Raw genomic sequence first — 11889 nt, forward strand, 5'->3', positions numbered from 1 at the left:
CGGCGGGACGCGCCGCGTTTGCACGAGATTGTATCTGAGGGCCGCGCCGCCATCGAGAGGCCAAGGCAGCGCCCGCGCGGAGAGGAAGTGACATGTACCGCTACGATGAATTCGATCAGGAGTTCGTGGACCAGCGCACGGCGCAGTTCGCCGATCAGGTTCGCCGCCGTCTGGCCGGCGAGCTGTCGGAGGACGAGTTCAAGCCCCTGCGCCTGATGAACGGTCTCTACCTTCAGCTTCACGCCTACATGCTGCGCGTCGCCATTCCCTATGGCACGCTCAACGGCCGGCAGATGCGCAAGCTGGCCCATATCGCCCGCACCTATGACCGGGGCTACGGCCACTTCACCACCCGCCAGAACATCCAGTTCAACTGGCCGCGTCTGGAAGACACGCCGCGCATCCTGCAGGAGCTGGCCGAGGTCGAGATGCACGCCATCCAGACGTCGGGCAACTGCATTCGCAACGTGACTGCCGACCATTTCGCCGGAGCTGCCGCCGACGAGATCGCCGACCCGCGCCCCTATGCGGAGATCCTGCGCCAGTGGTCGTCGATCCACCCGGAATTCACCTTCCTGCCGCGCAAGTTCAAGATCGCCATCACCGGGGCGCCCCATGACCGTGCGGCCGTGCAGGTGCATGACATCGGCCTGCAGCTGGCCCGCAACGACGCCGGCGAGATCGGCTTCGTCGTCTTCGTCGGCGGCGGTCTCGGCCGCACGCCGATGATCGGCCGCAAGGTGCGCGACTTCCTGCCCGAAGAGGACCTGCTGGCCTATTCGGAAGCGATCCTGCGCGTCTACAACCGCTATGGCCGCCGCGACAACAAGTACAAGGCCCGCATCAAGATCCTGGTCCACGAGACCGGTCTGGAGGAGCTGAAGGCCGACATCGAGGCGGAATTCGACAAGATCCGCCACGGGGTGCTGCGTCTGCCGGAAGAGGAAGTCCATCGCATCGAGGCCTATTTCGCTCCGCCGACCCTGGAAGTTCTCGCGGTGACCGATGCTGCTGTTGAAGCGCGCAAGGCTTCCGATGCGGCCTTTGCCCAGTTCGTTGCCCACAACCTGAACCCGCACCGGGTTCCGGGCCATGTCAGCGTGACCATCTCCATGAAGCCCATCGGCGGCATTCCCGGCGATGCGTCTGACGCCCAGATGGACGTGATCGCCGATCTGGCCGAGCGCTATGGCCATGACGAGATCCGCATCTCCCACGAGCAGAACGTGATCCTGCCCCATGTGGCGATCCGTGACCTGCCCGCGCTCTTCGACGTGCTGGTCGAGCACAAGATGGCGGAAGGCAATGCTGGTCTGATTACCGACATCATCGCATGCCCGGGCATGGACTATTGCGCCCTGGCAACCGCCCGCTCCATCCCGGTCGCCCAGGAAATCTCCGAGCGCTTCGGCAATGCGGAACGTCAGGCAGAGGTCGGCGAGCTGAAGATCAAGATCTCCGGCTGCATCAACGCCTGCGGACATCACCATGTCGGCCACATCGGCATTCTCGGCCTGGAGAAGAAGGGCGAGGAGTTCTACCAGATCACCCTCGGCGGCTCCGCCAACGAGGAAAGCTCGATCGGCAAGATCGTCGGTCGCGGCTTCTCTTCCGAGACGGTGGTGGACGCGATCGAAACCCTGGTCGACACCTATCTCGGCCTGCGCACGAGCAAGGAAGAGACCTTCCTGGACGCTTACCGGCGGATCGGGGAGGAGCCCTTCAAGGAGGCCCTCTATGGCATTGGCTGAAGCCTGGGCTCCCTCGCAGGGAGCCGACAATCCGCTTGCAGACGTGGTCGCGGCGCTGAACCTCCGGTTCGCCGACGCGTCCGCCCTCGACATCCTGCGCTTCGCGATCTCCGAAGGCTTTGCCGGAAATATCGCGATGGTCTCCAGCTTTGGCGCGGATTCCGCGGTGCTCCTGCATCTGGTGGCCCAGGTCGACCCGTCGACCCCGGTGATCATGGTGGACACCAACAAGCTGTTTCCTGATACCCTGCGCTATCGGGATCTCTTGGCGGAGCGCCTCGGCCTGACCGACGTGCGCTCCGAGCGGGCCACACGGGCTGACCTCTCCGAGGTCGACCCGGCAGGGATGCTCTGGATGAGCGATACCGACGCCTGCTGTCACGTCCGCAAGGTCGTGCCGCTGGATCGGGCCCTTGCGGGCTTCGGCGCCTGGATCTCCGGACGCAAGCGGTTCCAGAGCGCAACCCGCGCCCGGCTCGAGGTGTTCGAGATCGAGGACGGCCGGGTGAAGGTCAATCCGCTTGCGGGCTGGGACGCGAAGGATATCCTCGCCTATGCTCGCGAGCATGATCTGCCGGCCCATCCGCTGGTGGCCAAGGGCTATCCGTCCATCGGCTGCATGCCCTGCACGTCGCCGGTGGCCGAGGGAGAGGACCCGCGCGCCGGACGCTGGCGCGGACAGGACAAGACCGAGTGCGGCATTCACATCGCGACCCATGGGCGCGAAGTGGATGGCAGCGGCATCTGAGATGAGAACAAGGGGGCCAGGGCGCCCCGCGACACGGACGCGATGAACGACATGACCAAGATCTTTGCAAACGGCGGTTTCCGCGACGAGGACTGGACGCGGATCGGTCTCGAGGATGAGCTGCCGGAAACCGGCAACCTGCTCGTTCCTCTGAGCCGCTATCTCGAGGCGCCTGAACGTTTCGCTGGCAACACCCGCGCCTTCGGCGTGGTCATCGCGCCCGGCGAGGATGTGGAACTGCTCGGCGGGCATCTGGATGCGATCCCGCTGATCGCGGTCGATTTCCCGGCCTTCTCCGATGGCCGCGGCTTCTCGGCGGCCCGCGTTCTGCGCGAGCATCTGGGCTACGAGGGGGATATCCGGGCGCTCGGCAAATACATTCTCGATCAGGTGCCGATGCTGCGCCGCTGTGGCGTCACCAGCTTCGAGATCACCAAACCCGAAGTCCTGAAAGCGCTGGAAGCAGGTGAGTGGCCCGAGGTCACGAACTATCTCCAGCCGGTCGGCTCGGTCGCGGAAATTCCTGCGGGCACCCGACCCTGGGCCCGCAAGCCCGTTCGCAGCCAGAGCCAGGCGGCCGAATAACTCCGGCGCCTCTGTCTGAAAAAACAAAAGCCCGCCATCCGGCGGGCTTTTCTGGTTTCCGCTTGCTGCAATCAGCCCCCTCTCATCCGTCATGCCCTTGCCTCGCGTTGAAGCGAGACGCTGCGGGGAGGGGAAGGGTCACGGGGGGGAGTGCCGGGTCAGGCCCGGCAGCCCCGCTGTTCAGATCCGGCCCGTGCGCTTCAGCTCCGCATAAGTTTCGTCCAGCGTCTTCTTGGCGGTCGCGGCCAGAAGGTCGGCTTCCTCGTGGGAGAGGACCAGCGGCGGGGAGATGATCATGCGGTCGGAGACCGCGCGCATGACGAGGCCGTTCTTGAACGAGATGTCCCGGCAGATCGTCCCGACCGTGCCCTCGTCGGCAAACTTCTTCGTGCGGTCGCCCTTGACCGGCACCAGCTCCAGCGCGCCGACCAGACCCACCATGCGGGCTTCGCCCACCAGAGGATGATCGCCGAGCGCCTGCCAGTGCTTCTGCAGATAGGGGCCGATGTCGTCGCGAACCCGCTCCACCAGCTTTTCCCGTTCCATGATCTCCAGGTTTGCGAGCGCTGCCGCCGCACAGGCCGGGTGACCGGAATAGGTGTAGCCGTGGTAGAACTCGCCGCCCTTGTCGATGATGCCCTCGGCCACCCGGTCGGAGACCATCACGCCGCCGATCGGTAGATAGCCCGAGGACAGGCCCTTGGCGATGGGCATCAGGTCCGGCTTGAGGTCGTAGTAATCCGAGCCGAACCAGCTTCCCAGCCGCCCGAAGCCGCAGATCACCTCGTCCGCGACGAAGAGAATGTCACGCTCCTTGAGGATGCGCTTCACTTCAGGCCAGTAGGTTTCCGGCGGAATGATCACGCCGCCGGCCCCCTGGATCGGTTCGGCGATGAAGGCAGCCACCTTGTCCTCGCCGATCTGGTCGATGGCTTCCTCCAGCTTGCGGGCCACCGCAATGCCGAAGTCTTCCGGGCTCATGTCGCCGCCTTCACCGAACCAGTAGGGCTGGTCGATGTGGTGGACACCCGGCACCGGCAGGTTGCCCTGTCCGTGCATGGCCTTCATGCCGCCGAGGCTGGTGCCGGCGAGCGTGGAGCCGTGATAGCCGTTCCAGCGGCCGATGATGACCTGCTTCTCCGGCTTGCCCATCTGCGCCCAGTAGTGACGCACCATGCGGAAGACCGTGTCATTGGCTTCCGACCCGGAGGAGCAGAAGAACACCCGGTTCATGTGGTCAGGCGCAAGCTGGGCCAGCTTCTCGGCAAGGGCGACCACCGGCGGGTGGGTCGTCTTGAAGAAGGTGTTGTAATAGCTCAGCTCGCACATCTGCTTGTGCACCGCGTCGGCGATTTCCTTGCGGCCATGGCCAACCTGCACGCACCACAGGCCGGCCATGCCGTCCATGATCCGGTTGCCGTCGCTGTCCGTCAGCCACACACCGTCTGCCTGCGTGATGATGCGGCTGCCCTCGGCATTCAGCTCCTTCGTGTCGCTGAAGGGATGGATGTGGTGGGCTGCATCGGCCGCGCGCAGGGCGGCAGTGGGATAGATGTTGGACACCGCGGTCATTGAGATACTCCGGATACGGTGGATGTCGCCCGGATCAGACGTTGAGAAGCAGGTATTCCCGCTCCCACGGACTGATCACGGACATGAAGGTTTCGAATTCTTCCTGCTTGATGGCGCGATAGGTCGCGACGAAGCGCTCGCCGAACACGTCGACCATCTCCTGGCTGCTTTCCCAGAGCGCAAGCGCCTCGGTCAGGCCGCGCGGCAGGGCCTTCTGCTTGTCGCTGCAGTCGCCTGCCTGGGGCTCGTCCGGGCTCAGACCCTTGGTCATGCCCAGATAGCCGCAGGCCAGCGAGGCGGCGATGGCGAGATACGGGTTCACGTCGGAGCCCGGCACGCGGTTCTCGAGACGGCGCGCCTGGGCATTGGAGAAGGGCACGCGCAGGCCCACGGTCCGGTTGTCATAGCCCCAGTAGACGTTCACCGGCGCGGTCGAGTTGCGGGCAAAGCGGCGATAGGAATTGACGTAGGGCGCCATGAGCGACGTGACCTGCGGCAGGTAGGTCTGGAAGCCGGCGATGAACGCCCGGAAGTCGCTCGTCTCGTTGCCGTCCGCATCGGAGAAGATGTTGCGTCCGCTTTCCATGTCCACCACCGACTGGTGAATGTGCATGGCGGAGCCGGGCTCGTTCGACATGGGCTTGGACATGAAGGTCGCATACATGTCGTGGCGCAGGGCCGCTTCCCGGATGGTGCGCTTGAACAGGAACACCTGGTCGGCCAGTTCCAGCGGATGGCCATGACGCAGGTTGATTTCCATCTGCGCTGCGCCTTCCTCGTGGATCATCGTGTCGATTTCCAGGCCCTGCTTCTCGGACAGGTCGTAGATGTCGTCGATGAGATCGTCGAACTCGTTCAGGGCAGAGATGGAATAGGACTGGCGGCCCACTTCCGGGCGACCGGACCGGCCGGTCGGGCGCTCCAGCGGGTAGTCCGGATCCGTGTTCGGCTTGACCAGGTAGAACTCGATTTCCGGCGCCACAACCGGCTTCCATCCCTTGTCCTCGTAGAGCGACAGGATGCGGCGCAGCACGTTGCGCGGCGCGGTTTCCACCGGCGAACCGTCGCGGGAATAGGCATCATGGATCAGCTGGGCGGTGGGGTCGGTTTCCCACGGCACGGCGGTCAGGGTCGAGTAGTCCGGCCGGAAGTAGAGATCGCCGTCGATCGGGTTGTGCTGGAAGCGGTCGTCGTCTTCCGGATAGTTGCCGGAAATCGTCTGGGCGAAGATGGAGGCCGGCATGGTCATCACCGGGCCGGAGAAGAACTTCTCCGTCGGCATCATCTTGCCGCGTGCGACCCCGGAGAGGTCGGGCACGATGCACTCGATGTCCTGGATGTTGCGGGCATGCAGCCAGCTGCGGGCGGCGTCCTCGTCGGCAACACCGCGCAGGCTTTCCATGGCGGAATCGGAGGAGAAAGAAGAGGAGGGCAAGGAATCGGTCGTCACGTGCAGAGCTCCAGTTCGTGCTGTTTATCAGCCTGCCGGTCGCGAGCCTGTCGCGCCCGGATCGGGCCGTGAGGTCTTCCAGTTCCTTGCATCACCGGTGTCCCGGTCGGGTGCCGCACCCTCGCGCAAGGCGTGATCCTTGCAGCAAGGAGCGAGCCCGAAGGCATCGGCATGACAGTAGCCATAATTTGTGATCACAAAAAATGCAAGGTCGTGTTGTCTGATCCGGAGGTCAGGTGAGGCACATCGCGGTCCGGACCATCCGGGGTGCGCCGTCTTTTGAGCCATCCGGCGCGCTCAGGGGTTGGGCAGACCGTCCCGTCCGAGCATGCCCATGCCATCCGAAATGTCGGAGGCGATGGCCTGGCGCAAGGCGGTGGCGTCGCGGGTATCGATCGCCCGCAGGGCCTGCTTGTGCCAGTCGACCAGGTTGGCAGTGCCCACCCGGCCGTAGACCATCCGCATGTAGGGGCCGAATTGCAGCCACAGGCTCTCCACCAGGGGAAGGAGGATCTGCGAGCCGGAAGCCCGGTACATGTGGAAGTGGAATTGATGATTGAGCGTCATGTAGCCGACCGCGTCACCGCTTCCCAGACACCTGTCGATGTCCAGATCGATGCGCAGAAGCCGGTCCGCATCCGCCTTGGTGAGGTTCGGCAGGGCCATGGCGGCCACTTCCGGTTCCAGCAGCAGGCGGGCCTTGAGGATTTCGTCGAACCGGGCGCCGGTCATCTCTGGCACCTGCACCCGGCCATTCGACTTGACCACCAGCGCATGTTCGGCGGCCAGCCGCTGGATCACCTCGCGCACCGGCATCGGGCTGACCCCGAGTTCGGCGGCGAGGCCGCGCAGGGTGACGGCCTTGCCGGGAATGAAACGTCCTGTCAGGAGCGAGGAGCGGATGGCCTGTTCCACCTGGGCACGGGTCGCGCCACGCGGCACCGCGGTGCCGGCGGGAGCTGCTCCCGGGACGGAGGGATCAGACTTGCGTTCGCCGTTGCCACTGGGGGAGGTGCTGCCGGTCGGCGGGGCAGCGGGCTTATGCGACGGCTCCATTCAACTCCTTGCAGGCTGGACGTGAGAGCCGGATTGCTTCACGCCATGAGGCGGTCTTGCCCTCATTTGACAGAAGGCCAGCCGATTTGTCTACGGATCTTGCCGTTTCTTCCCTATTGTTCTTGCGCTCCAGGACTGACCGTCACCCCTGAGACGGGTCCTGGCAATGGCCTGGAACTCCGGCGCCGTGACCCTGATCGCCTCTCCTTTAGGCAGGCCTAAAACTTGACAGGGCCTTTCTTTGTGATCACAACTTGAGAGCCTTCTCGGAAAAAACGTCCGATGCGGGCACTCCCGACACGCCTTCGGGCAGGGGCAAGACGCAGAAGCAACAGACAAGAACAGCGGAACAGGCCTTCATATGGTGGATCTGCCACAACTCACTCTCGAACACCCTGACGAGTCCGGATGGAAGCAGGGCGTCGAAGCCTTTCTGGCAGAGCATCCCGACCTGGACACGCTGGAAGTCGTCCTTCCCGACACCAATGGCGTGCTGCGCGGCAAGTGGCTTCCCGGCAGTGCGGCCCGCAAGGTCTTTGAACAAGGCGTGGCCTTTCCCTTCTCGCTCTTCGGGCTGGATGTCTGGGGCCGCGAGGTCGAGAGCACCGGCATGCACATCGAGACGGGCGACAGGGACGCCCTGTGCTGGCCGATCCCCGAAACCCTGAAGCTGGTGCCCTGGACCGACCGCAAGACGGCGCAGGTCCTTCTTTCCATGTATGACCGGGACGGTGCGCCCTTCATGATGGATCCGCGCCATGTGCTTCAGCGCATGTGCGACCGGCTGGCCCAGCACGGGCTTTCGGCCACCTGTGCCTTCGAGCTGGAGTTCTATCTTCTCGAGGAATCCGAAGGCGGGTGGGGGGATCACCCCAAGCCGCTCTTCTCCACCCATCTCGGGCCGGCACGCCAGAACATGTATGCGTTGTCTGATCTGGAGGCGTTGATGCCGCTGGTCGACGACCTGCGCCGGGCAGCCGAATTGCAGAACATTCCCGCCGACGCCGCCGTGTCCGAAGCCGCGCCCGGTCAGTTCGAGCTCAATCTTCACCACCGCCGCGATCCGCTGCGCGCCGCCGATGACGCCGTGCTGCTGCGCCGCCTGGTGCAGGGTGTCGCGCGCAAGCACAATCTCAAGGCGTCCTTCATGGCCAAGCCCTTCGTGGAATGGCCGGGCAACGGCATGCACGTGCATGTCTCCATGGAGGACAAGAACGGCAACATCTTCGCCTGTCCCGACGAAGGCAGCACCCGTCTGGGCCATGCCATCAGCGGCCTGCTGAAGACCATGCCCGAGGCACTTCTGCTCTTCACCTCGACCTTCAACGGCTTCCGCCGGATGCAGCCGGGATCCTACGCGCCGACGTCCATCTGCTGGGGATACGACAACCGCTCGGTCGCCCTGCGCGTGCCTGCCAGCAGCGCCGAGGCGACCCGCATCGAGCACCGAATCGCCGGCGCCGACGCCAATCCCTATTTTGTTCTGGTTGGTGTGCTGGCCGGAATGCTGGAAGGGCTGGAAAGCCGGCAGCCAGCTCCGCCGCCGGTCATCGGCAATGCCTATGAGGCGACCCACAAGCGCCTGACGCCCTGGATGGACGAGGCGATCGACGCTTTCGCCGCCTCGGAGCGGATGAAAACCGCGGTGGGACCGGAAATGCACAAGGTTCTCACGGAGATCAAGCGGGAGGAGCTCAACGAGTTCGGTCGCGAAATCTCCTCGCTGGAACGACAGACCTACCTTTAGGTCAGCACGGAATTCAGGCTCGGTGTGACGCAAATCGCGTCTTGAAGGGAGCGGGCCTTTGACTTAGCGTTCGGCGGTAGACGGCCGCCGAGCAAAAGCCACAACAAGCCGACAACGGCGGGCAACAGTCCTTCTTGAGTGGAGTTTGAGATGCACAAGTTTCTGATGATGAGCGTTGCAGCTCTTGGCCTCATGGGTGTGTCTGCCCATGCCCAGGACCGAGTGGTCAACGTCTACAACTGGTCCGACTATATCGACGAATCCATCCTTGAGGATTTCACCAAGGAAACCGGGATCAAGGTCCAGTATGACGTCTTTGACAGCAACGAGGTCCTCGAGACCAAGCTGCTGGCCGGTGGCACCGGCTATGACGTGGTCGTTCCGACCGGTACCTTCCTCGGCCGTCAGATCCAGGCCGGTGTCTTCCAGAAGCTCGACAAGTCGAAGCTGCCGAACCTGACGCACATGTGGAAGGACATCGAGGCCCGTCTGCAGAAGTATGACGCCGGCAACGACTACGCCATCAACTACATGTGGGGCACCACCGGCATCGGCATCAACGTCGACAAGGTGAAGGCTGCCCTGCCGGATGCACCGCTGAACAGCTGGGATCTGGTCTTCAAGCCGGAAAACGCTGCCAAGCTCGCCGATTGCGGCATCTTCGTCCTCGATACCCCGGAAGAAATCGTTCCGGCAGCCCTGAACTACATGGGCATGGATCCGGATTCCAACGACCCGGCGGACATCGAGAAGGCTGGCGAGCTGCTCAAGACCATTCGCCCCTACATCCGCAAGTTCCACTCCTCCGAGTACATCAACGCTCTCGCCAACGGCGACATCTGCCTGGCCGTGGGTTGGTCGGGTGACCTGCTGCAGGCCCGTGACCGTGCGGCCGAAGCCAACAACGGCGTGACCGTGGAATACATCATTCCGAAGGAAGGCGCCCTGATGTGGTTCGACAACATGGCCATCCCGGCGGATGCCCCCCATGTGGACGAAGCCCACGAGTTCCTCGACTACATCATGCGTCCGGAAGTGATCGCCAAGGCCTCGAACTACGTGTTCTACGCCAACGGCAACAAGGACAGCCAGGAGCTTCTCGACAAGGAAGTCTTCGAAGATCCGGCAATCTATCCGGACGAAGAGACCGTGAAGAAGCTCTACACCGTGTCGACCAAGTCGGCCAAGGTGAGCCGCGTCCAGAACAAGGTCTGGACCTCGCTCAAGAGCGGCCAGTAAGGCTTGTGGCCCGGCGCGCGAGCGATCGCGCGCCGGATCCGCTCCAGGTGTCGCCACACGCTCCGGCGGCTCCGGTGCGCTCCGGTTCAAAGCCATCGGATATCCGGGGACGCCTGGTAGACAGACTGGACACGCGTGCCTTCGCACAGACGCTCTCCGGGGCCTATTGCGTCCCGTTTTCCGGGCAACCCGGACCGAGGTTTGCGCGTACTCCGACTGGAATGGGAAATGGGGAAGCCCGGCCAGCCAGGATCTCGCGGGGAGATCTCGGGCTGATGCAGGTCCGGACCGTTTCGGGTCCGTCGTGGCCTGTCCTTGTCGGGATCACTGAATATCCGTAAATTTTCCTTCCGCAAAAGCCTCGGGATGGGGCACCATGCCCGAGTGGAGACTGCCCGTCGCGCACGGTCCGCACTCGCCCCGACAGGTTCGGAAGGCGGTATTGCGGTGGCAGCGCGACCGGTCATCCGACGAAATGCACGGCAGGGCCCCTCCGCCTTCCAGGATGGGGCCGGAACGACAGGTCTTGGCTGCAGACTGCGCAGCAGGGGGTAGGGTACTTGGCTAAGAAAGCGATCGGGCCGGTTCGCCGGACATTCACTCCGTGGGAAGACAGTTCGGCGAAGCCTTTCATCGAATTCCGCAATGTGACCAAGCGGTTCGGTGATTTCACGGCGGTCGACAACCTCAGCCTCAAGATCTACGAGCGCGAGTTCTTCGCCCTGCTCGGCGGATCGGGCTGCGGCAAGACGACCATGATGCGCATGCTCGCCGGCTTCGAGAGCCCGACCGAGGGCCAGATCCTTCTCGACGGACAGGACATGGCCGGTGTACCGCCCTACAAGCGCCCGGCCAACATGATGTTCCAGTCCTATGCGCTGTTCCCGCACATGAGCGTGGAAGGCAACATTGCCTTCGGTCTCAAGCAGGACGGCATGGCAAAGGCGGACATCGCGGCGCGCGTGGCGGAGATGCTGCGTCTCGTGAAGCTCGAGCCCTTTGCCAAGCGCAAGCCGCATCAGCTTTCCGGCGGTCAGCGCCAGCGCGTGGCGCTCGCCCGCGCCCTCGCCAAGAGGCCGAAGGTCCTGCTGCTCGACGAACCGCTCGGCGCGCTGGACCGCAAGCTGCGCGAGGAAACCCAGTTCGAGCTGATGAACATTCAGGAAGAGCTGAAGACGACCTTCCTCATCGTGACCCACGACCAGGAAGAGGCCATGACCGTGGCCGACCGCATCGCGGTGATGGATGCGGGCAAGATCATGCAGGTCGCGACCCCGGCCGAAATCTATGAGACCCCGAATTCACGTTTCGTGGCCGACTTCATCGGCGACATCAACCTCATGGAAGCCCGTGTGGTCTCCACCTCCGAGGATGGTACCGTGATGCAGGCCGTGGCTCTCGGCTGCCAGATCGAGACCTCCCAGACCACGACGGCCGCTGTCGGCGACACGGTCTGGTATGCGGTGCGGCCCGAGAAGATCCGCATCGAACTGGGCGAGACCGAACACGCCGAAGGCACCACGGCGGTCAATCAGACCAACGGGGAAATCTGGGACATTGCCTACATGGGCGATGTGTCGATCTTCCACTCCCACGTGGGCAACGGTAATGGGGTCAGCATCCGCTCGACTGTCGCCAACGTCACCCGTCTGGTGGAACGTCCGCTGACCTGGGACGACAAGGTGACCCTGAGCTGGGGCCGCGACGCCGGCGTCATCCTGACCAACTGAACCGGGAGCAA

General features: G+C 63.8%; 9 protein-coding genes. 6 read left to right on the plus strand and 3 right to left on the minus strand.

Annotated elements, in window-relative coordinates; all coding sequences use genetic code 11:
- Positions 1-92: 92 nt before the first annotated feature.
- From FR728_RS01370 to FR728_RS01380, 3 genes are read left to right on the plus strand one after another with little or no spacing between them, the layout of a single operon-like run.
- Positions 93-1751, plus strand: coding sequence for a nitrite/sulfite reductase (locus FR728_RS01370; RefSeq protein ID WP_149890871.1), 1659 nt, complete (start codon positions 93-95; stop codon positions 1749-1751).
- Positions 1738-2499, plus strand: coding sequence for a phosphoadenylyl-sulfate reductase (locus FR728_RS01375; RefSeq protein ID WP_149890872.1), 762 nt, complete (start codon positions 1738-1740; stop codon positions 2497-2499). Before FR728_RS01370 ends, FR728_RS01375 begins: the two co-directional genes overlap by 14 nt.
- A 51-nt stretch (positions 2500-2550) precedes the next feature.
- Positions 2551-3084 carry a DUF934 domain-containing protein gene (locus FR728_RS01380; protein WP_149890873.1) on the plus strand — a complete coding sequence of 178 codons (534 nt, stop codon included), beginning with the start codon at positions 2551-2553 and terminating at the stop codon, positions 3082-3084.
- Positions 3085-3264: 180 nt separating this feature from the next.
- Here the strand turns inward: FR728_RS01380 and FR728_RS01385 are convergent, their stop codons facing one another.
- The 3 genes from FR728_RS01385 to FR728_RS01395 all read right to left on the minus strand — a co-directional run bounded on the left by FR728_RS01385 (position 3265) and on the right by FR728_RS01395 (position 7162).
- Positions 3265-4656, minus strand: coding sequence for an aspartate aminotransferase family protein (locus tag FR728_RS01385; protein ID WP_149890874.1), 1392 nt, complete (start codon positions 4654-4656; stop codon positions 3265-3267).
- Between the two features lie 34 nt (positions 4657-4690).
- Complete coding sequence (locus FR728_RS01390; RefSeq protein WP_149892138.1) at positions 4691-6058, minus strand: glutamine synthetase family protein; 1368 nt, start codon at positions 6056-6058, stop codon at positions 4691-4693.
- A gap of 345 nt (positions 6059-6403) precedes the next feature.
- Complete coding sequence (locus FR728_RS01395) at positions 6404-7162, minus strand: GntR family transcriptional regulator (protein WP_149890875.1); 759 nt, start codon at positions 7160-7162, stop codon at positions 6404-6406.
- Positions 7163-7523: 361 nt separating this feature from the next.
- On the opposite strand from FR728_RS01395, the gene FR728_RS01400 reads away from it, so the two are divergent.
- The 3 genes from FR728_RS01400 (at position 7524) to FR728_RS01410 (ending at position 11878) form a co-directional block, all read left to right on the plus strand.
- On the plus strand, positions 7524-8909 hold the full coding sequence (locus tag FR728_RS01400; protein WP_149890876.1) for a glutamine synthetase family protein: 1386 nt from the start codon (positions 7524-7526) through the stop codon (positions 8907-8909).
- A gap of 150 nt (positions 8910-9059) precedes the next feature.
- Entirely contained in the window at positions 9060-10148 is a 1089-nt protein-coding gene (locus FR728_RS01405) for a polyamine ABC transporter substrate-binding protein (RefSeq protein WP_149890877.1), read from the plus strand.
- Positions 10149-10708: 560 nt separating this feature from the next.
- Entirely contained in the window at positions 10709-11878 is a 1170-nt protein-coding gene (locus FR728_RS01410; RefSeq protein WP_149890878.1) for an ABC transporter ATP-binding protein, read from the plus strand.
- Positions 11879-11889 lie beyond the last annotated feature (11 nt).

The organism is Roseibium aestuarii (assembly GCF_008477545.1).
GTDB classification, from domain to species: domain Bacteria; phylum Pseudomonadota; class Alphaproteobacteria; order Rhizobiales; family Stappiaceae; genus Roseibium; species Roseibium aestuarii.